This is a genomic window from Lysobacter sp. DMC97, from assembly GCF_056313745.1.
Window position 1 is genome coordinate 409230 of sequence record NZ_JBQUZR010000006.1, and the last position, 18583, is coordinate 427812.

General features: G+C 67.2%; 20 protein-coding genes. 8 read left to right on the plus strand and 12 right to left on the minus strand.

The genetic code is table 11. The features are described from left to right. The first annotated feature begins 236 nt into the window (after positions 1-236). From ACT53Q_RS15315 to ACT53Q_RS15330, 4 genes are all read left to right on the plus strand, one after another. Positions 237-611, plus strand: a complete 375-nt coding sequence (locus ACT53Q_RS15315) for a TIR domain-containing protein (RefSeq protein WP_476187514.1) — start codon at positions 237-239, stop codon at positions 609-611. A gap of 78 nt (positions 612-689) precedes the next feature. After that, positions 690-1268 (plus strand): hypothetical protein, encoded by a 579-nt coding sequence (locus ACT53Q_RS15320; protein ID WP_476187515.1) that lies wholly within the window; start codon positions 690-692, stop codon positions 1266-1268. Between the two features lie 36 nt (positions 1269-1304). Further along, positions 1305-2444 carry a toll/interleukin-1 receptor domain-containing protein gene (locus ACT53Q_RS15325; protein ID WP_476187516.1) on the plus strand — a complete coding sequence of 380 codons (1140 nt, stop codon included), beginning with the start codon at positions 1305-1307 and terminating at the stop codon, positions 2442-2444. Further along, positions 2441-3055 carry an SLOG domain-containing protein gene (locus ACT53Q_RS15330; RefSeq protein ID WP_476187517.1) on the plus strand — a complete coding sequence of 205 codons (615 nt, stop codon included), beginning with the start codon at positions 2441-2443 and terminating at the stop codon, positions 3053-3055. Before ACT53Q_RS15325 ends, ACT53Q_RS15330 begins: the two co-directional genes overlap by 4 nt. A gap of 180 nt (positions 3056-3235) precedes the next feature. Here ACT53Q_RS15330 and ACT53Q_RS15335 read toward each other — a convergent pair whose 3' ends face one another. Both ACT53Q_RS15335 and ubiK read right to left on the minus strand, forming a co-directional pair. Beyond that, positions 3236-4750: a YifB family Mg chelatase-like AAA ATPase gene (locus tag ACT53Q_RS15335; protein ID WP_476187518.1), complete on the minus strand. Its 1515-nt coding sequence runs from the start codon at positions 4748-4750 to the stop codon at positions 3236-3238. Positions 4751-4761: 11 nt separating this feature from the next. Continuing rightward, entirely contained in the window at positions 4762-5034 is a 273-nt protein-coding gene (gene ubiK / locus ACT53Q_RS15340) for a ubiquinone biosynthesis accessory factor UbiK (RefSeq protein ID WP_476187519.1), read from the minus strand. A gap of 168 nt (positions 5035-5202) precedes the next feature. On the opposite strand from ubiK, the gene ACT53Q_RS15345 reads away from it, so the two are divergent. Then, positions 5203-5541, plus strand: coding sequence for a P-II family nitrogen regulator (locus ACT53Q_RS15345; protein WP_476172715.1), 339 nt, complete (start codon positions 5203-5205; stop codon positions 5539-5541). Positions 5542-5607: 66 nt separating this feature from the next. Here ACT53Q_RS15345 and ACT53Q_RS15350 read toward each other — a convergent pair whose 3' ends face one another. The 4 genes from ACT53Q_RS15350 to speE form a co-directional block, all read right to left on the minus strand. After that, positions 5608-6072: a hypothetical protein gene (locus tag ACT53Q_RS15350; protein WP_476187520.1), complete on the minus strand. Its 465-nt coding sequence runs from the start codon at positions 6070-6072 to the stop codon at positions 5608-5610. Positions 6073-6380: 308 nt separating this feature from the next. Then, a complete protein-coding gene (locus tag ACT53Q_RS15355; RefSeq protein WP_476187521.1) occupies positions 6381-7376 on the minus strand; it encodes a hypothetical protein in 996 nt (331 codons plus the stop codon). A 64-nt stretch (positions 7377-7440) separates the two neighbouring features. Next, positions 7441-8181, minus strand: coding sequence for a phosphatase PAP2 family protein (locus tag ACT53Q_RS15360; protein WP_476187522.1), 741 nt, complete (start codon positions 8179-8181; stop codon positions 7441-7443). Between the two features lie 30 nt (positions 8182-8211). Next, positions 8212-9060 carry a polyamine aminopropyltransferase gene (speE, locus tag ACT53Q_RS15365; RefSeq protein ID WP_476187523.1) on the minus strand — a complete coding sequence of 283 codons (849 nt, stop codon included), beginning with the start codon at positions 9058-9060 and terminating at the stop codon, positions 8212-8214. 144 nt (positions 9061-9204) lie between these two features. On the opposite strand from speE, the gene speA reads away from it, so the two are divergent. The 3 genes from speA to ACT53Q_RS15380 all read left to right on the plus strand — a co-directional run bounded on the left by speA (position 9205) and on the right by ACT53Q_RS15380 (position 12831). Next, entirely contained in the window at positions 9205-11094 is a 1890-nt protein-coding gene (gene speA / locus ACT53Q_RS15370) for an arginine decarboxylase (protein WP_476187524.1), read from the plus strand. Positions 11095-11203: 109 nt separating this feature from the next. Further along, positions 11204-12343, plus strand: coding sequence for an acyltransferase family protein (locus tag ACT53Q_RS15375; RefSeq protein WP_476187525.1), 1140 nt, complete (start codon positions 11204-11206; stop codon positions 12341-12343). Next, positions 12340-12831, plus strand: coding sequence for a hypothetical protein (locus ACT53Q_RS15380; protein WP_476187526.1), 492 nt, complete (start codon positions 12340-12342; stop codon positions 12829-12831). Before ACT53Q_RS15375 ends, ACT53Q_RS15380 begins: the two co-directional genes overlap by 4 nt. A gap of 421 nt (positions 12832-13252) precedes the next feature. Here ACT53Q_RS15380 and ACT53Q_RS15385 read toward each other — a convergent pair whose 3' ends face one another. From ACT53Q_RS15385 to radC, 6 genes are all read right to left on the minus strand, one after another. Then, entirely contained in the window at positions 13253-14002 is a 750-nt protein-coding gene (locus ACT53Q_RS15385; RefSeq protein WP_476187527.1) for an SDR family NAD(P)-dependent oxidoreductase, read from the minus strand. A 34-nt stretch (positions 14003-14036) separates the two neighbouring features. Further along, positions 14037-14606 (minus strand): methyltransferase family protein, encoded by a 570-nt coding sequence (locus tag ACT53Q_RS15390; protein ID WP_476187528.1) that lies wholly within the window; start codon positions 14604-14606, stop codon positions 14037-14039. Between the two features lie 31 nt (positions 14607-14637). Continuing rightward, on the minus strand, positions 14638-15444 hold the full coding sequence (locus ACT53Q_RS15395; RefSeq protein ID WP_476187529.1) for an SPOR domain-containing protein: 807 nt from the start codon (positions 15442-15444) through the stop codon (positions 14638-14640). Beyond that, positions 15444-17132 (minus strand): arginine--tRNA ligase, encoded by a 1689-nt coding sequence (argS, locus tag ACT53Q_RS15400; RefSeq protein WP_476187530.1) that lies wholly within the window; start codon positions 17130-17132, stop codon positions 15444-15446. The genes ACT53Q_RS15395 and argS overlap by 1 nt, the downstream gene beginning before the upstream one ends. 222 nt (positions 17133-17354) lie before the next feature. After that, positions 17355-17705, minus strand: coding sequence for a GIY-YIG nuclease family protein (locus tag ACT53Q_RS15405; RefSeq protein WP_476187531.1), 351 nt, complete (start codon positions 17703-17705; stop codon positions 17355-17357). 94 nt (positions 17706-17799) lie between these two features. Next, a complete protein-coding gene (gene radC, locus ACT53Q_RS15410; protein WP_476187532.1) occupies positions 17800-18474 on the minus strand; it encodes a RadC family protein in 675 nt (224 codons plus the stop codon). Positions 18475-18583 lie beyond the last annotated feature (109 nt).

The window sequence follows — 18583 nt, forward strand, 5'->3', positions numbered from 1 at the left end:
GGCCTATCAGGGAAAGCCGGGAGCGGGGGTAGGGGTTTTCTGACGGAGCGGAGCGGCTACGCAGGACCAGAACGGGACCCTGTCAGATATGACGGGATGAGCCGATTGGAGGACCGTAACGAATGCGCATATGGGCGGCTGTCACTTAACATCTAGGCAGTCGGGGGGGCGTGTGCTTCGAGCCCGGTACCGTCCACGGCCTACAACCGCTGGTTACTACTAAAGGACAAGCAGCAATGGCTAAGAAGCGTGTATTCGTTAGCTTTGACTTCGATAACGACAAAGCCCTGAAGGACTTCATCATCGGTCAGTCCAAGTTAAAAGACTCACCTTTTGATGTGATCGATACTTCTCTGAAAGAAGCCGCCCCCATGAAGACGTGGGAGGACAAGGCTAGAGTTGCCATCAAGAACTCCGACATTGTTGTCGTGATGGTTGGGCCAAAAACGCACAAAGCATCCGGTGTCTTGAAGGAAGTGGCTATGGCGCGCGAAGAAAATATCAAGATTGTTCAGGTCATTGGATATAGAGACGGTGACTACACGGCAGTTCCTGATGCGGGCCGACTCTATGCGTGGAATTGGGAAAACCTGAAAAAGCTGTTCGAGTAAAGAAAAAAGTCGATTTGGTGTTGGCTGGTCTACACTCTGAATGCCACATGGCAAAGAAATTAATTGGATGGAATCGCTATGGCATTACTTTCTGAGGCAACGGTAAGGCAAGCCGCTCGCACAAGGGTTACTGCTTCGATGGAAAGTGCAAGTACAATCTTGCGCGAAGCGCGGAACACGACGCGAAGCAGCTTTGACATTTTCTTGTCACACTCGAAGCTAGATAGCGACTTGGTTTTAGGTGTCAAGTCTGTTCTCGAATCAATAGGGAAAACAGTCTACGTTGATTGGATCGATGATCCTCTGTTGGATCGCAGCAACGTAACGGCGAAGACTGCCGAAAAACTTCGCATGCGGATGCGTCAGTGTAAATCTCTTTTCTATGCGCATTCAGAAAATGCAACCACTTCGCGCTGGATGCCGTGGGAAATTGGATATTTCGACGGCTTCAATTCTAACGTGGCGATCTTGCCGATTGCCAGCAGCGAAAATCAGACCAGCTTCGTCGGGGTTGAGTATCTAGGCTTGTATCCGTATGTCGATGTATCGGGGCGTACCGTGTCTTCGGCCGGAACTCTCTATTTGCACCGTAATGCAGGCGACTACGCGGGGTTTGATCGGTGGATCTTGTCGACAGACAAGCTGCGCCCGCTCTAATGGCTTGTCGAATTACTTACCTAGTGAGGTTGTGATATGGCCCTCTACGAGATAGCGATACTCGGAGACCCGACTGAAGAGCAAGTAGACCTGTTGACGGCCGGATTGAAGGCGGCAGCTAACGACTTTCAGCTTACATACGGAACGGATCTTCTCCTTCAGGTAAAGCCGGGCAAATTTGAGCCGGAGGATAGGTCGGCCGCGGTAGTCGTCTTCTTTGGAGGCCCCAGTGTAGTGGCGACTGACCTTCAGGCACATTTCGACACTTCCAGAATTCCAATTTTGCCCGTTGCATCAAGCGAGAAGCATGTAGGGGCGGAAATACCCGATTCGCTGAAAACGATCAACTGCCTGCTTTACGACAAAGCGAGTGCGCAACTCGTGCCAGCCATATTGAGTAGCTTGGGACTCATGTCGCGGACGCGCAGGGTTTTTTTAAGCTACAAAAGAACAGAGTCAACGCCAGCCGCAGTCCAGCTATTCGGTGAAATATCTGCAAGGCGTTTTGACGTATTCCTCGATACGCATAGCGTGAACGTCGCGGAAGAGTTCCAGGATGAGCTGTGGCATCAGCTATGTGATTCGGACGTTCTCGTTCTGTTGCAGACGCCGGGATACTTTGAAAGTCGCTGGACAATGGCCGAGTGGGGCAGAGCTCTCTCAAAGGGGGTTGGCATACTCAGTGTCGATTGGCCCGATTCCACGCCCTCGATCCATACCGGAACAGCTAGCCGTGTGGAGTTGATACGTTCAGAAATCAACGCGGACGGCACTTTGGCCGCATCGGCAGTGGAGAGAATTTGCCACCAGATTGAGAAGGTGAGGATTACAAGCCAAGCGGTAAGGCACATATCATTAATCACTTCTGTCCAAGATGCTGTTACCAAAATTGGAGGCAAGCTTCTTCGTATCAGTGCGAATCGAACGCTTCATGTAACGCTGGCTACAGGGCGAAAGATTGCAGTGCAGCCCAGAATAGGTGTGCCAACTTCTCTAACAGCCCAGGAGGCGCTCGATAGAGCTCAGGGAGACCATGCGGCGGTCGTATACGATCATTTGGGAATTCGCCCTAATTGGCAAAAGCATCTTCGTTGGCTGGAGGAGCATGTTCCATCGGCAAGATGGGTTAAAGCGAGTGAAGCGGGCTGGACATTCGCAGGGTGGGAGACGCCATGAGCGCCATTTTTCTATCAGCAAGCATTCCTGTTGCGGGCCGTGATACCTACTATGAGGATGCTGATCCTTTCCTCATACAGTTCGCGGTAAGGGAACTCCTTGTCGTTGCACTAGGAAGGCGTCCGATTGTGTGGGGCGGGCATCCGGCTATCACACCTATGGTGTGGAGCGTGTGCGAAGACCTGGGTGTTCAGTATGCGCAATCCGTGTTTCTCTTCCAGAGCAAACTTTTTCAGGACTATTTCCCTCAAGAGAACGAACGCTTCGCAAATGTTCGTTATGTCGATGCAGTCCAAAATGATCGAGAGAGAAGCCTTCTATCTATGCGGAAAAGCATGATGGAAGGGGAGTTTGAGGCGGGTGTCTTTATTGGCGGCATGAACGGGGTTGAAGAGGAGTGCGATCTCTTCATGCAGTTGCACCCGCGCGCTAAGATTATTGCTATCGGCTCTCCTGGCGGTGCCGCAAAGCGGATCGCTAAGAAGCGCGATGAGGATGTTGAACGAATTGACTACCTTCGTCTGTTCGCAGAGCGTCTTGAAATAGACACAACCGAGCCGCGAAATTCGCGTGTGTTTGAAAATGATCAAGTCACTAGGCCAAGCTTCTGATATCGCCACTTTCTTATTGACATCTTGCATGCTCTGCAAGTAGGGCCGTAGGGTGGGCTTCAGTCCACCGCAATGAAGCTTGATCCACTGCAACGGTGGTCGAAGCCATGCGTTTTGTTTCGTTCGTTGTCCGCCGCGGCGGATGCGTTGCGATGGTGGGCTGAAGCCCACCCTACGACGTCACGGTGTTTGTGATGTCGCTGCCCGCTCCCCGCGCCGATACCCGATCGCTTCCGCCACGTGCGGCCCAAGGATGTCGGCACTGCCCGCAAGATCGGCGATGGTGCGGGCGACGCGCAGGATGCGGTGCATCGAACGCGCCGAAAGCTGCAACAGGTCGATCGCGTTTTCGAGCATCGCCTGGTCGTCGGGCGCGAGCCGGCAGACCGCATGCGTCTGCGACTGGTCGAGGTGTGCGTTGGTGCGGCCGGCGCGTCGCAGTTGAGCGTCGCGGGCGCGCATCACGCGCGCACGGACGACGTCGCTGGATTCGCCCGGTGGCGCGTCGGGGCGCAGTTCGGCGGGCGGCAGGCGCGGGACTTCGAGATGCAGGTCGATGCGTTCGAGCAGCGGCCCGGAGATCTTGCTGCGATAGCGCAGGATCGCGTCGGGATGGCAGTGGCAGCGACCCGACGGATCGCCGGCCCAGCCGCAGGGGCACGGATTCATCGCGGCGACCAACTGGAACCGCGCGGGGAATTCGCTCTGCCGCGCCGCGCGCGAAATCGTGACGACGCCGGATTCCAGCGGTTCGCGCAGCACTTCCAGGGCGCGGCGATCCCACTCCGGCAGTTCGTCGAGGAACAGCACGCCGTTGTGCGCGAGCGAGATCTCGCCCGGGCGCGGTTCCGTGCCGCCGCCGACCAGCGCGACTGCGCTGGCAGTGTGATGCGGCGACCGGAACGGGCGCATGCGCCAGCGGGTCGGGTCGAGGCCGCGACCGCTGATCGAGGCGATGGCGGCGGTTTCTAGCGCGTCGGCATCGGAGGCGTCGGGCAGCAGGCCGGGCAGGCGCGAGGCCAGCAGGGTCTTGCCGCAGCCGGGCGGGCCGACCAGCAGCAGGTGGTGGCCGCCGGCCGCGGCGATCTCCAGCGCCCGCCGGGCGCGGGTCTGGCCGCGGACGTCGCGCAGGTCCGGGCCGTGGTCGGAGCGGCTTTCGGGCGCGACCGCCGTCGGCAATGCGCGATGGCCGCAGAGATGGCCGCAGACCTCCAGCAGCGTGCGCGCGGTGAAGGCTTCAACCCCGGCCGCGAGCGCGGCTTCGGCGCCGTTGCCGGCCGGGACGATCAGCTTGCGGCCGGCGGCCGCGGCGGCGAGCGCCGCCGGCAGCACGCCGTCGACCGGCCGCAGTTCGCCGGTCAGGCCGAGTTCGCCGAGGAACTCGCAGTCGCGCAGTGATTCCAGCGGGATCTGGCCGCCGGCGGCGAGGATGCCCAGCGCGATCGGCAGGTCGAAGCGGCCGCCGTCCTTGGGCAGGTCGGCCGGCGCGAGGTTGACGGTGATGACGCGGGCGGGGAAGTCGTACTGCGCGCACTGGATGGCGGCGCGGACGCGGTCCTTGGCCTCGCGGACCGCGGCCTCGGGCAGGCCGACGATGGACATGCGCGGCAGCCCGCCGGCGAGGAAGACTTCGACGTTCACGGCCGGCGCGCGCACGCCGGCGCGTGCACGGGTGTGCACGAGCGCAAGGGTCATGGCGGCGGCCCTCAGTCGCGGGGCGGCTGGGCGTCGCGGGCGGCGAGTTCGGCTTCGAGCCGGTCGACCAGGGTGCGCAGTTCGTCGAGCTGGCCGCGGGTGCGGGCGAGCACCGCGCGCTGCACGTCGAATTCCTCGCGGGTGACGAGGTCGAGCTTCGCCAGCCCCGCCTGCAGCGCGGCCTTGAAGTTCTCCTGCATCTCCTCGCGACCCTCGCGCAGGGCCGGGGGCACCAGCGAGCCGAGGCGGCGGGCGAGGTCGTCGATCTGGCGGAGGTCGATCATGGGCATGTCCCGTGGATTGTAGCGTGGGTGCCAGCATCCCGTCCGCGCTGCGGCACCGCCATCGGACTCCGCCGCGCCGAGGGGTCGGAAAAGCCCGACGCCGCGGGTATCCTCGGCGGCGGTCACCCGACCTCCGATCCGCAGCCCGACGCCCGCAGGAGCTCCGCCATGAAGATGGTGATGGCCATCATCAAGCCGTTCAAACTCGACGACGTCCGCGAAGCCCTGGCCGAGGCCGGCGTCGCCGGCATCACCGCGACCGAGGTCAAGGGCTTCGGCCGCCAGAAGGGCCACACCGAGCTGTACCGCGGCGCCGAGTACGTGGTCGACTTCCTGCCGAAGATCAAGCTGGAGGTCGCGGTCACCGACGACCGCGTCGACGCGGTGGTGGAAGCGATCCTGCAGGCCGCGGGCACCGGCAAGATCGGCGACGGCAAGATCTTCGTGTGGGACCTGGAACGCGCGGTGCGCATCCGCACCGGCGAGATGGACGCGGACGCGCTCTGAATGCAGGAAGGCACCCGCCGGAGCGGGTGCCTTCGCATGGATCATCGAAAGGGAAAACCCTGTCGATCAGCGACCGTCGCGGTCGGCGTCGCCCGGCATCTTGCGCTCGATGTAGTGCCAGCTGTCGCGGACGGCGTCGCGCGCTTCGTCCCAGGCCAGGCGGGATTCCGCCTTGGTCTTGTCCCAGCCGCGGGCGAGGTCGTTCTCCACTTCGTCGAACTTGCGGCCGGCGTGGGACGGGTACTGGTCGTAGCCGTACTGGTAGGCCGGCGAATAGTCCGACCAGTTGCGGCCGCTGCGGTAGTAGGGCGCGCTTTCGTAGCGGGTGCGGAAGTGGTCGGTGTATTCGGTGGGGTTCACCGCTTCGGCGACGCTGCCGCCGAGCTTCGCGCCCGCCACGGCACCTACGGCCGCGCCGACGAGGGTTCCGACCGGACCGGCCGCGGATCCGATGGCGGCGCCCGCGAGGGTACCGGTGGCGGCGCCGGCGCCTTCACCGATGCTGTGGTCCTTCTTGATCGCGTCTTTCATGTGCATGTTCCTCGTGCTCTGGGGGATGCGATCCGAAGCGGGGGAGGGATTCGGATCGCCCGGTCGCGTCGCGTCCGGTGCGAGGACTATTGGCGAGTGGATGTCAGCACGATGTTATTCGGCGCGTTGCTGCCGGATTCGATCACCGCGCGTTCATCGGTCGGCGTTTGCGCCATGTTTTCCGGGGTTTTTCGCGCAATGCGCACGACGCGGCACGCGCCGCGATGCAAATCGGCGGATGGCCCTCGCGGTGTCCGCTGCGGTCGCGCGAACGCGACGCGACCCCGTCCCGGCGATTGCGGATGTCGTCAGCCGGCGCCGCGTGCGGTCGCGTTGCCGGCGAGGCGTTCGCCGAGTTCGCGGAACGACCGGTGGTTCAGCGGGAACTCCAGCACGACGTGCAGGAAGCTCAGCAACAGCAGCACGGTGAAGCCGAGCAGGTAGTCGCGGAAGTACAGCGCGCTGGCGCCGATCCACGCCGCGCCGATGAGTGCGCCGCGCAGCGGCGACATCCGCGCCCAGCCGATGACTTCGACCTTCGAGAACCAGTTGAGGTAGTGGTAGAGATAGGCCAGCGCCAGCACGCGGGCGACGAGGATGGCGGTCGGGTCGGTCAGCAGCGCGGTGCCTTCGAGCGCATGCCCGGCGTCGCCGAGGATCAGGCGGCTGATGCTCGACAGCGTGCCGGTGAAGGCGTTCCCGGCCCACGTCGATGCCGGCGCACTCCATGCCAGTGGCGCCCACCAGCACAGCAGCGGGCACAGCACGTAGGCGCCCATCGCGGCGCGGCTGTCGCGGCTGGGCCGGCGCAGCGTGCCGACCAGCATGAACAGGCCGGTGAAGACGTAGACGTGAATGACGGTCGGCAGATAGCCGGCCAGCGAGGTCGCGAACCCGTCCACGCGCGCCAGCAGGGCGCAGGCCGGCACCAGCACCAGCAGCGCGAGCAGGCGCATGCGCCAGCGCGGGGTGAGCACCATCACCAGCGCGAACCCGAACAGCGCGAACAGCGCGCCGTGCTCGATCGCCAGCCGCAGCGGGGTCTTGCGCGCGGCGGCGACCGTGGCGACGGCAAGGATCAGCGCCGTGCCGCCCAGCAGCAGCGGCCACACGTCGTGCTTCCGCGGCAGGAAGTAGCGGCGGTCGTGCAGCCAGGAGATTTCGGTGAGGTAGTGCAGCGGCCCGAGCACGGCGTACGCCAGCAGCAGGGTCTCGAACGGCCAGCGCACCGCCAGCAGCGCCGACGCGAGGATCAGCGCGAGGTTGAGACGATCGAGATTGAGGCGTCCTGCGGGTGCGGCCACGGTGGCGACGGAGGGCGGCGTCCCGCCGATGGTACAACGTGCCCGGCCGTCGGCGGCATGGGGGTCAGGCCGGGGCGGGCGCCGTCTTCGGACGCAGCCACAGGTAGACCAGCAGGGCGACGGTCCAGCAGATCGTCGCCGTCCACAGGTCGTGCGACAGGAAATGCGCGCCGCGCAGCTGCTGGGCGATGCCGAAGGTCAGGCCGACGCCCAGCCCGGCCGCCAGTCCGCGCCAGCGCCAGCGCGGGCGGATCATCAGGAATGCGAAGTACAGCGCCATCCACGCGTAGCCGCCGCTGGCGTGGCCGGCCGGGAAGCAGCGCCCGCGCGGCAGGTCGTGGGGGCGGGCGTCGTAGAGCGTCAGGTGCGGTCGCTCGCCGCCCAGGCCGCGCACGTCCCACGGGCAGTCCATGTTCGACTTCGCCTTGAGCGCCGACACCGACAGGGTGGCGGCCAGCACCGCCAGCAGCAGGTAGCCCAGCGGCCGGCGCCACGGGCGCAGGCGGGGGCGGCGGAAACTCAGCCCCCAGGCGATCAGCACGCCCAGCCACGCGGCGATGCTGAGGTCGTGGCCGACCTTGTGGATCAGGTTCTCGGTGACGAACGCCTTGCGCAGCGCCCATTCGCCGCCTTCCAGCGCGTAGAGGTGCGTCGCCAGCCGCCAGTCGATGTCGAGCCAGTGGATGACGGCGACCGCGATCGCGAAAGCCGCCAGCGGGATCGCGCCATGGCGCAGCAGGAAGCCCGGCGGCAGCGGCGCCCGCCCGGCGGCGGTCTGCGGGGCGGCGGTCGCGGCGTCGGGCATGGTGGAGTCCTGCGGGCGGGTCGGGGGAACTTACGCGTCCAGCGCGGCGGCGACGAACGGCGGCGTCGACAGCGCGCCGTGGTGGATGCCGGCGCTGTAGTACTTCGTCGCGAAGCCGCGGGCGTCGGCGTCTTCGGCGCGGAAATCGAAGCCGGCGCCCTTGCGCGCCAGCGTGCAGCTCCACCAGCCGGTCGGGTAGCACGGCTGCGGGAACGGCAGGGTCGCGAACGTGCGGAAGCCGGCCTTGCCCATCTCGCCGCGCATCTCGCGGATCAGGTCGAGCTGCACCAGCGGCGATTCCGACTGCTGCACCAGGATGCCGTCGTCCTTCAGCGCGCGGAAGCAGCTCTCGTAGAAGGCCTTGTTGAACAGGCCCTCCGCCGGGCCGACCGGATCGGTGGAATCGACGATGATCACGTCGACGCTGCCCGGCGCGCGGTTCGCCATGTAGGCGATGCCGTCGTCGAACAGCAGCGAAGCGCGCGGATCGGCGTTGGAATCGCACAGCTCCGGGAACCACTTCTCGGCCATCCGCGTGACCTGCTCGTCGATGTCGCACTGCACGGCTTCCGTCACGCCCGGGTGCTTCAGCACCTCGCGCAGCGTGCCGCAGTCGCCGCCGCCGATGATCACCACGTTCTTCGGCGCCGCATGGGTGAACAGCGCCGGGTGCGACATCATCTCGTGGTAAAGGAAGTTGTCGCGCGTGGTGAGCATCATCGCGCCGTCGATGAGCATCAGGTTGCCCCAGTCGGTGCTCTCGTAGATCTCGATCTTCTGGAACGGCGACTGCACTTCGTCCAGCTTGCGCGTGATGCGGTAGCCGATGGCCGAGCCGGTGGGCTCGAAGTGCTCGTAGTGCCAGGCAGTCTCGGTCATCGCGGCGGGTCCGGGGTTGTCGACGGGGGCGGCATTGTACCGGAGCGGGTCGGCGGGGCCGGGGTGGGTTTGCTGAACGCCGCCCCCGGCGGGCCGGGGCCCGCCCTACAATGCGCGTCCCCCCGCCGTACCGGACCGCTGCCCATGACCGCCTGGTCGATCGACCACGCCCGCAAGACCTATTCGATCCCGCACTGGGCCGAAGGGTATTTCGACGTCGACGCCGCCGGCCGCATCGTCGTGCGCTCCCAGGGCGCCGCGGGCGGCACCGTGGCGTTGGCCGAGGTGGTCGACGCCGCGCAGGCCGCGGGCGCCAAGCTGCCGTTGCTGGTGCGGTTCCCGCAGATCCTCGGCGACCGCCTGGGCCGGCTGCAGGCCGCGTTCGCGCAGGCGCAGCAGGAGTGGGACTACGCCGGCGGCTACACCGCGGTGTATCCGATCAAGGTCAACCAGCACGCCGGCGTCGCCGGCACGCTGGCGTCGCATGCGGGCGAGGGCTTCGGTCTGGAGGCCGGCAGCAAGCCCGAGCTGATGGCGGTGCTGGCGCTGTCGCGGCCGGGCGGGCTGATCGTCTGCAACGGCTACAAGGACCGCGAGTACATCCGGCTGGCGCTGATCGGCCGCAAGCTGGGCCTGCAGACCTTCATCGTGGTCGAGAAGCCGTCCGAACTGCCCCTCGTGATGGAAGAGGCGAAGGCGCTGGGCGTGAAGCCGGGCCTCGGCGTGCGCATGCGCCTGGCGTCGCTGGGCGCCGGCAAGTGGCAGAACAGCGGCGGCGACAAGGCCAAGTTCGGGCTCTCGCCGCGGCAGGTGCTGGACCTGTGGAAGAGCCTGCGCGACAGCGGGATGAGCGACTGCCTCGGCCTGCTGCATTTCCACATGGGTTCGCAGATCAGCAACGTCCGCGACATCGCCAACGGCATGCGCGAGGCGGTGCGCTACTTCGTCGAGCTGTCGAAGCTCGGCGCGATGATCAGCCACGTCGACGTCGGCGGCGGTCTCGGCATCGACTACGAAGGCACGCGTTCGCGCAGCTACTGCTCGGTGAACTACGGCGTCGCCCAGTACGCGTCCAGCATCGTGCAGCCGCTGGCCGAGGCCTGCGAGGCGCACGCGATCGCGCCGCCGCGCATCGTCACCGAATGCGGCCGCGCGATGACCGCGCACCACGCGGTGCTGGTCACCAACGTGTCCGAAGTGGAGCGCGCGCCCGAAGGCCGCGTGCCGCCGGCGCACGACGACGAGGCCGCGGTGATCCGCCACTTGCGCGAGATCCACGACGAACTCGATCGTCGCCCGGCCGTCGAACTCTTCCACGAGGCGCAGCACCACCACAGCGAGGGCCTGTCGCTGTACGCGCTGGGCCAGATCGACCTCGTCGCCCGCGCGCGGCTGGACGACCTGTTCTACGCCATCGCCCACGCGGTGCGCGCGCGCCTGACCTACGACGAGAAGAGCCACCGCGACCTGCTCGACGAGCTCAACGAACGCCTCGTCGACAAGTACTTCGTCAACTTCAGCCTGTTCGAGTCCATGCCCGACGTGTGGGCGATCGACCAGGTGTTCCCGATCATGCCGATCGAGCGCCTCGACGAGCGGCCCGAGCGTCGCGGCGTGATCGCCGATCTGACCTGCGATTCCGACGGCAAGATCGACACCTACGTCGAGAACGAGGACCTGGACAGCTCGCTGCCGCTGCACGCGCCGCGTCCCGGCGAGCGCTACCGCATCGGCTTCTTCCTCGTCGGGGCGTACCAGGAAATCCTCGGCGACATCCACAACCTGTTCGGCGACACCGACGCGATCGAGGTGAAGGTCGACGGCGACGGTTTCCGCATCGCCCAGCAGCGCCGCGGCGACACCGTCGACGTGATGCTGGACTACGTCGGCTACAAGGTCGACGACCTGCGCCGTATCTACCGGGCCAAGGTCGGCGCCGTCGACCTGAGCAAGAGCGAGGCCGCGCGGCTCAACGAGGCGCTGGAGAACGGCCTCACCGCGTACACGTACCTGAGCGACGAACCGCTGTCGTAACGCATGTCACGTGGCGTCCGGTCGCGTGGCGCCGCCGTAGACTGGCGCGTCACGCGCATCGGTGCGTCGCGAGTCCGCGGCGGGTGCGTCCGCACGAGGAACGCTCCGCATGCGCCTGCCGGGCCTGGACCTGCTCCGCGCCATCGCCGTGGTCTGGACGATGCTGTTCCACTCGTTCCTCGTCGGCGACCTCGGCGAGCACTGGTCGTGGCTGTCGCGCTACGGCTGGATGGGCGTCGACCTGTTCTTCGTGCTCAGCGGCTTCCTGATCGGCCAGCAGGTGCTGGCGCCGCTGGCGCGCGGCGAAGGGCTGTCGTTCCGCGACTTCTGGCTGCGGCGCGCGTTCCGCATCCTGCCGGCCTACTGGGCGGTGCTGGCGCTGTACCTGCTGTGGCCCGACTTCCGCGAAGCGCCGGGTATGGAACCGTGGTGGAAGTTCGCCGGCTTCTTCGTGAACCTGTCGATCGACTACACCGCCAACGCCGCGTTCTCGCACGCGTGGTCGCTGTGCGTGGAGGAGCACTTCTACCTGCTGTTCCCGCTGCTGGCGGTCGCGTTCGCGCGACGCGGCTCGCGCAAAGCGCTCGTCGCGTTCTTCACGGCGCTGGTGCTGGGTGGCATCGCGCTGCGCACGGCGATCTGGCTGCACGACAGCGCACTCGGCGGCGATCGCAACTGGTTCGTCGAGGACATTTACTACCCGACGTGGAACCGCCTCGACGGCCTGCTCGCCGGCGTCGCCTTGGCGGTGTGGAAGACGTGGCGGCCCGCGCAATGGGCGCGCATGGCGACACACGGGAACCTTGTCTTTCTCGCCGGACTGGCGACGCTCGCGCTGGCCTTCTGGCTGTTCCGCGAACGCACCGGATTGCTCGGCAACAGCGTCGGCTGGCCGGTGCTGTCCGCCGCGCTGGCGCTGCTGGTGTTCGTCGCCGCGCAGCCGGGCAGCTGGATCGGCCGTCGTGCGGTGCCCGGCGCCGGTTGGCTCGCGGCCGTGTCCTACAGCCTGTACCTCATCCACAAGCCGGTGTACGGCCTCGTCGAGTGGCAATGGGGCGAAGCGCTGGAAGGTCGGGGCGTCGTCGCATTCCTGGCCTATGGCGTCGCCTCGTTGCTCGCCGCCGCGGTGCTGCACTACGCGGTGGAACGGCCGGCGTTGCGGTTGCGTGATCGCGTGCTGCGGCGTCCTTCGGCGATCTCGTCGCCAGGCATGACATCATCCGCGACGATTCCGGGAGGCAGCGCGTGACACGCTCGATCCATATCGCTGCCATCTTCACGCTCACGCTCACGACGTGCGCCGGTCTGTGCGTGGCGAAGGCAGGCAACCGCACCGAAGCGAGCCTGCCGAGCCAGCGTGCCGGCTTCCGCTGCGTCGATGCGCTGCTGCGCGCGATCGTCGATGACGTCCATCCTCGGGTGCCGCAGCGCCTGCACCTCGGGCCGGTGGAAGAGCACGACGGTGGAGCCTTCCTGCGCGTCTACTGGCCGCAGCAGCGCGCCATCCTGCTGATCGACTGGCCGGCGACGTGCACCGACGCGGACCTGCAGATCGACGATCTCCGGCTCGGCTGGTATCGCACCAAGGCGCGCATCGACCTCGACACCGACGTCGTGCCGACGCCCGAGGACATCCACGGCAGCACCTACCTCGTCGACAGGCCATGGGTCGACCGCGTGATCGCCGAATGCCTCGCCGGCGAGACGCGGGTAGTCCGGCCGTCCGCAAAGCGATGACGTTCTGCTCAGCGTTAGCGCAGAGGTCAGGCGTCGACACGGTTTGGGCGAGTACATACAGCGCCGCCTCGACCAGCGAACCATCACCCCGCTGTTTGCCGCCGCAATGCTGCGCTACGCCGCACAACAGCCCGATCCTGAGTGGGATGTGCCTGCGACGCAGGAACCGCGGGTCAACGGATGATCAGGCTGGGCGGAGCAACGAGGCTTGTGGATGTCCCGTGTGCGGCTGCGCTCATCCGTACGGAGTAGCCTTGTGCCACGTATGCAGACACTTCCTCAAGCGTATGCACTCGGACATAGTCGCGCTGGAATCGACTTTTGCTTACTACATAGCATCCATCGCGATGTCGATGCGGCGTCAGTGTCACGCCGGCATGCTGTCCTCGCTTTACGATGTATTCGATGGGCATCGCGACGCTCAGCCTTCCCGCGCCACCTGGAACCCCGCGAACGACTGCCGCACCGGCATCACTTCGATGCGGTTGATGTTGAGGTGCGGGGGCAGGGTGGCGATCCAGAACAGGGTCTCGGCGATATCGCCGGGCAGGATCGGGTCGGCGCCTTTGTACAGGGTGTCCGACGCGGCCTGGTCGCCGCGGGTGCGGACGAGGGTGAATTCGGTTTCGGCCATGCCCGGCTCGATGCTGGTCACGCGCACGCCGGTGCCGTGCAGGTCGCTGCGCAGGCCCAGCGAGAACTGCGACACGAAGGCCTTGGTGCCCCCGTAGACATTGCCGCCGGGGTACGGATATGTCGCCGCGACCGAGCTGACGTTGAGGATCGCGCCCTTGCGTTCGATCAGCGTCGGCAGCAGCGCGTGGGTCAGCGTCGCCAGCGCGGTGACGTTGGTGTCGATCATCTGCTTCCACTGCGCGAGGTCCGCGCGCTGCGCCGGCGCGGTGCCCAGCGCGAGGCCGGCGTTGTTCACCAGCACATCGATGCCGCGGAAGTCGCCGGGCAGCGCATCGAGCGCGGCGCGCATCGCGGCCTCGTCGCGGATGTCGAACGCAGCGACGTGCAGGCGTTCGCGGCCGAGCGCGTCGGCGAGGGCATCGAGGCGTTCGGCGCGGCGGCCGGTGGCGATCACGCGCCAGCCGGCGCCGTGGAAGCGTTCGACGGCCGCGCGGCCGAATCCGGACGTGGCGCCGGTGATGAGGATGGTGTTCATGCCGGAATTGTATGCGTTGACGATGCGGCGCCGGTCACCAGACGAAGGGCAGCAGCCGCCACGTCGCGCGGGCGTAGTCGGGATAGTCGGCGGGGAAGGCGTCGGCCAGCACGCGCTCTTCCACGCGGATGCGGCGCAGGAACGCCAGCGTCACCGGCACGCCGGCCGCCAGCAGTGCGGCGCCGCTGCCCAGCGCGCAGCCGAAGCCGAGGAAGGTCATCAGCGAGCCGGTGTACGACGGATGCCGCAGCAGGCGGTACGGGCCGGTGCGGATCAGCCGGTGGCCGTCGCGGATCGCGACCTGGATGGTGAAGAAGCGGGCCAGCGTGCGCACCGACCACAGCCGCAGCGCGATGCCCAGCGCCATCGCCGCGCAGCCGCCGAAGAACAGCGGCGCGCGCAGCGCCGGCGGGAACGGCCAGACACCGCGTATCGACAGCCACACCGCCAGCGCGACGCTGGCGTAGATGACGACCAGCAGCAGGTGCAGGGTGCCGCGATCGCGGGTGGCGTCGCTGCCGCCGGCGCGGTGGCGGGCGCCGATCCAGGCTTCGCTGGCGGGCCAGAGGGCGGCGAGGACGTAGAACAGCGTGGACGGGGTCATGGCCGGCTCCGGAAGGCAGGCCGCGGGCCCGTCACTTCACCTTGATCGCCATCGCTGGCAGGCCGCCGGCGGACAGCTTGCGCTTGGCTTCGGTCAGTTCGGTGGCGGTGCCGTACGGCCCCATGCGCACGCGGTAGACCGTTTTGCCCTGCGCCTCGCCGGATTCGACCCGGGCGCTCAGGCCGAGGAAGGCGATCTTCGCCTTCAGCGCCTCGGCGTCACCCGAGGCCGCGAAGGCGCCGGCCTGCAGCAGGTAGCGGGCGTCGTTGCGCGGGCTGTCGGCGGGGGCGTCGATGGCGGCCGGCGCGGTGCCCGCGGCGGGCTTCGGCGGCTTCGCCGGCGTCTGCGCCACCGGGTTGGTGGTTGGGGTGTCGATCGCCGGCGGCGGCGTGGCGGGATCGGCCGCATCGGGGGCGGTGCCCGGATCGGTTGCGGGCTTCGGCGGCGGAGGCGTCTGCGGGCGGTTCGCGGCCTCGGCGCGGGCGCGTTCGGCCAGCTCGCGGTCGCTCAGCGGCGTCTCGTTGCCGGGCAGCAGCGTGTAGAAGTCGTAGTCCTGGTCCTTCGGCGCATCGTCGGCCGGCGGCGGTTTCGGGGTGGCCGTTTCCGGAACAATCGGCGCGTCATCGTCCTTCGTCGCGACGGCCTCGGGCGCGTCGGTCTTCGGCGTGGCGCGGAAGAAGCCCTCCGCGCCGCCCTTGAACAGGTCGGGCTTCAACAGGATCACGCCCACGCCCAGCGCGAGGCCGATGACCAGCCACGCCCAGCCAGGCATGCCGCCGCCACCGCCACCACCGCCGTTGTTGCGCTTCGCCTGCGACTTGCCGCGCCTGGCCGCCATCACATCTTCTCCGGGGCGTGCACGCCCAGCAGACCGAGGCCATTCGCCAGCACCTGCCGCACCGCCAGCGCCAGTGCGAGGCGGGCGTTGCGCACGTCGGCCTCGTCGACCAGGAACTGGTGGTCGTTGTAGTACGACTGGAACGCCTGCGCCAGCTCGACCAGGTAGCCCGCGATCTGGTGCGGCTCCAACTCGCGGCCGGCGACTTCCACGATTTCCGGGAAGCGGGCGAGGTCGATCAGCAGGTCGCGCAGCGGCGCGTCGGCGAGATCGACCGGCTGGGCGAGGCCGGCGTCGAGGTCGAACGCCAGGTCGCGTTCGTCCAGCTGGCGCAGCAGGCCGCAGATGCGGGCGTGCGACAACTGCACGTAGTACACCGGATTGTCGAGCGTCTGCGAACGCGCGAGGTCGATGTCGAACACCAACTGCGAATCCGGCTTGCGCGCGATCAGGAACCAGCGCACGGCGTCGGCGCCGGTCTCGTCGATCAGGTCGCGCAGCGTCACGTAGCTGCCGGCGCGCTTGGAGATCTTCACCTCCTCGCCGCCGCGCATCACCGTGACCATCTGGTGCAGCACGTAGTCGGGGTAGCCGGCGGGAATGCCGCAGTCCAGCGCCTGCAGGCCCGCCTTCACGCGGGCCAGCGAGCCGTGGTGGTCGGCGCCGAGTTCGGTGATCGCGCGCTCGTAGCCGCGCTGCCACTTCGTCAGGTGGTAGGCCACGTCCGGCACGAAATAGGTGTACGTGCCGTCGGACTTGCGCATCACGCGGTCCTTGTCGTCGCCGAAATCGGTGGTGCGCAACCACAGCGCGCCGCCTTCTTCATAGGTGTGGCCATGCGCGATCAGCTCGCGCACGGTCTCTTCCACCTTGCCGTCGGCGTACAGCGACGATTCGAGGTAGTACACGTCGAACTTCACGCCGAACGCGGCGAGGTCGAGGTTCTGCTCGCGGCGCAGGTAGGCGACGGCGAATCGGCGGATGGCGTCGTAGTCCTCGGCATCGCACGCGCCGGTGATGACGTGGCCGTCGACCTCGACGGACGCACCGTCGAGATAGGCCTTCGCCACGTCGGCGATGTAGTCGCCCTGGTAGAAGTCGTCGGACCAGCCGTCGGCGCCGGGCTTGAGGCCGCGCGCGCGCGCCTGCGTCGACTTCGCGAGGTTCTCGATCTGCACGCCGGCGTCGTTGTAGTAGAACTCGCGGCGCACGTTCCAGCCGTTGGCGTCGAGCACGCGCGCGATGCAGTCGCCGATCGCCGCCGCGCGGCCGTGGCCGACGTGCAGCGGGCCGGTCGGATTGGCGGACACGTATTCCACGCCCGCGGTGCGGCCGCCGCCGGAGGCGTTGTGGCCGTAGTCGACGCCGTTCGCATGCACCGCGCGCAGCTGGCGCTGCCACGCGGCCGGCGACAACCGGAAGTTCAGGAAGCCCGGTCCGGCGATCTCCACCGCGGCGATGTCGTCGTTCGCGGGCAGGGCGTCGATCAGCGCCTGCGCCACCGCGCGCGGATTGCTGCGCGCGGGCTTGGCGAGCGTCATCGCGACGTTGGTGGCGAAGTCGCCGTGGCTGCGGTCCTTCGGGCGCTCGACCACGAAGTCCGGGGTGGCGAGATCGGCGGGCAGCGTGCCCTGCGCGCGGAGATTGGCGATGCCCTGTTCGATCAGGGCGCGAAGCTGGGATTTCACTGGGGATTCGGCCGGAAACGGCGGTGATGCGGGGATCGGGCATTGTAGCCCGTCCCCGGCGGGGCGACCTGCCGTCGGGCGCCGGGCTCGGCATGCGCGGTCCGATCCGATGGACAGCAGGTCCCTCGTTGCGCTCGGGATGACATTCGAAATTTCAGCCGGAACCGTGGCTTCACAGGCTTTCCGCGCTGTTTGCTGGTGCGGCCGAGCGACCATCCGTTGTCATCCCGAGCGCAGCGAGGGACCTGCTTTCGAGCTCGGCCCCAACGACCCCGGCCAAGGCTCCGCCAGATCGTCCCAGACCGGGTTGCTTTCCCGGATCAACGCCAGTTTCTTCTCGCGCCGCCATCCCTTGAGCTGTTTCTCGCGCGCGATCGCGGCATGCACGTCGTCGGTCGTCTCGACATGGACGAGACGATGAATCCGGTAGCGCCGGGTGTGTGCGGATGCCGTTCCCGCGCGGTGCTCGGCGATCCGACGCATCAGATCGCCGGTGATGCCGATGTAGAGCGCGCCGGCGCGGCTGGCGAGGATGTAGACGGAATAGCGTTCGGTTTCGCTTGTCCCTTTCATGGAAAGCAGGTCCCTCGCTGCGCTCGGGATGACAGGAGACGACGTGGTTTGGCAGGCGGCGGACGAAGGGCCAGTGGCCCGGAAAAGCAGCCCCTCACACCCACCCCCGCGCCGCCAGTGACACCGGGGTGCCGTCGCCGATGATGAAGTGGTCGAGCAGGCGGATCTCGACCAGCGCCAGGGCCTGTTTCAGGCGCAGGGTGATGGCGCGGTCGGCGGCGCTGGGCTCGCCGTTGCCGCTGGGGTGGTTGTGGCCGACGATCACCGCCGCGGCGTTGCGGGCGAGGGCGCGGCGGACCACTTCGCGCGGATGGACCTCGGCGCCGTCGACGGTGCCGCGGAACAGTTCCTCGAAGCCGAGGGCGCGGTGCCGGGTGTCGAGGAACAGCGCCGCGAAGACCTCGTGCGGCAGGCCGCGCAGGCGCTGGGCGAAGTAGCGGCCGGCGGCCTGCGGGTCGGTGAGGGCATCGCCGCGTTCCAGCCCGGCGGCGAGGTGGCGGTGGCCCAGTTCCAGCGCGGCGACCATCGCGCAGACACGGGCCGGACCCAGCCCCGGCAGTTTCAGCAACTCCTGCGGCGAGCGTTCCAGCAGCCGGCGCAGCGGGCCGTGGTCGTTGAGCAGGGTGCGGGCGTCGGCCACGGCGTCGCTGCCGCGCCCGCCCGAGCCGAGGAACAGCGCCAGCAGTTCGGCGTCGGACAGCACGGCGGCGCCGCGGTGCAGGAGTTTCTCGCGGGGACGCTCGGTCTCGGGCCAGTCGCGGATGTGCATGGGGCGGTTCCGGTGAACGGGCGGTCAGCGTCGCCTCGCAGCCAATGCCGCACCGTCGGGCGCCGGCGCGGCATCGGGTAAGCTGTCGGTCTGTTCGGACGTAGGAAAA

What these genes read in the sequence shown, in the direction of transcription:
- ACT53Q_RS15395 (WP_476187529.1), bottom strand. Translation starts at nt 15,444, where the DNA reads ATGGCGGCCAGGCGCGGCAAGTCGCAGGCGAAGCGCAACAACGGCGGT.
- ACT53Q_RS15325 (WP_476187516.1), top strand. Translation starts at nt 1,305, where the DNA reads ATGGCCCTCTACGAGATAGCGATACTCGGAGACCCGACTGAAGAGCAA.
- ACT53Q_RS15390 (WP_476187528.1), bottom strand. Translation starts at nt 14,606, where the DNA reads ATGACCCCGTCCACGCTGTTCTACGTCCTCGCCGCCCTCTGGCCCGCC.
- ubiK (WP_476187519.1), bottom strand. Translation starts at nt 5,034, where the DNA reads ATGATCGACCTCCGCCAGATCGACGACCTCGCCCGCCGCCTCGGCTCG.
- ACT53Q_RS15320 (WP_476187515.1), top strand. Translation starts at nt 690, where the DNA reads ATGGCATTACTTTCTGAGGCAACGGTAAGGCAAGCCGCTCGCACAAGG.
- ACT53Q_RS15385 (WP_476187527.1), bottom strand. Translation starts at nt 14,002, where the DNA reads ATGAACACCATCCTCATCACCGGCGCCACGTCCGGATTCGGCCGCGCG.
- ACT53Q_RS15375 (WP_476187525.1), top strand. Translation starts at nt 11,204, where the DNA reads ATGCGCCTGCCGGGCCTGGACCTGCTCCGCGCCATCGCCGTGGTCTGG.
- ACT53Q_RS15335 (WP_476187518.1), bottom strand. Translation starts at nt 4,750, where the DNA reads ATGACCCTTGCGCTCGTGCACACCCGTGCACGCGCCGGCGTGCGCGCG.
- ACT53Q_RS15360 (WP_476187522.1), bottom strand. Translation starts at nt 8,181, where the DNA reads ATGCCCGACGCCGCGACCGCCGCCCCGCAGACCGCCGCCGGGCGGGCG.
- ACT53Q_RS15405 (WP_476187531.1), bottom strand. Translation starts at nt 17,705, where the DNA reads ATGAAAGGGACAAGCGAAACCGAACGCTATTCCGTCTACATCCTCGCC.
- radC (WP_476187532.1), bottom strand. Translation starts at nt 18,474, where the DNA reads ATGCACATCCGCGACTGGCCCGAGACCGAGCGTCCCCGCGAGAAACTC.
- ACT53Q_RS15330 (WP_476187517.1), top strand. Translation starts at nt 2,441, where the DNA reads ATGAGCGCCATTTTTCTATCAGCAAGCATTCCTGTTGCGGGCCGTGAT.
- speE (WP_476187523.1), bottom strand. Translation starts at nt 9,060, where the DNA reads ATGACCGAGACTGCCTGGCACTACGAGCACTTCGAGCCCACCGGCTCG.
- ACT53Q_RS15350 (WP_476187520.1), bottom strand. Translation starts at nt 6,072, where the DNA reads ATGAAAGACGCGATCAAGAAGGACCACAGCATCGGTGAAGGCGCCGGC.
- ACT53Q_RS15345 (WP_476172715.1), top strand. Translation starts at nt 5,203, where the DNA reads ATGAAGATGGTGATGGCCATCATCAAGCCGTTCAAACTCGACGACGTC.
- ACT53Q_RS15315 (WP_476187514.1), top strand. Translation starts at nt 237, where the DNA reads ATGGCTAAGAAGCGTGTATTCGTTAGCTTTGACTTCGATAACGACAAA.
- speA (WP_476187524.1), top strand. Translation starts at nt 9,205, where the DNA reads ATGACCGCCTGGTCGATCGACCACGCCCGCAAGACCTATTCGATCCCG.